This window comes from Zoogloea sp. LCSB751 (assembly GCF_002028455.1).
GTDB lineage: Bacteria > Pseudomonadota > Gammaproteobacteria > Burkholderiales > Rhodocyclaceae > Zoogloea.
Genome location: NZ_MWUM01000238.1, coordinates 1 through 267, shown reverse-complemented (window position 1 = coordinate 267; position 267 = coordinate 1). Strand labels below are relative to the sequence as shown.

The window sequence follows — 267 nt, the reverse complement described above, 5'->3', positions numbered from 1 at the left end:
TCCGCGCCTCGATATTCGCCACGCTGACACCAGTAACAATAGGCTGTCATTTGTCGGCCGATTTTATAGCCAGAAAGGTCGGCAGGGTTAGACAGCTCAAAGGTAACGGCGACATTATCCTCGTTGACCTTTTTATCGACATACCAAATCTCAATCGCTTCTTGAGTTGGATCCGCCTCACTATTGCCGCCGGGGAAGTTGGCTGCATCAAGATATTTTGCCAGCGTGCGGCGAATAGTGACCTTAGCTTGCTCCATATTTTGAAAA

The 267-nt window shown here is 48.7% G+C and carries 1 pseudogene; it reads right to left on the bottom strand.

Annotation, left to right across the window (positions count from 1 at the left end):
• Positions 1-267, bottom strand: a pseudogene (locus B4920_RS26480) (hypothetical protein); the annotation flags it as partial.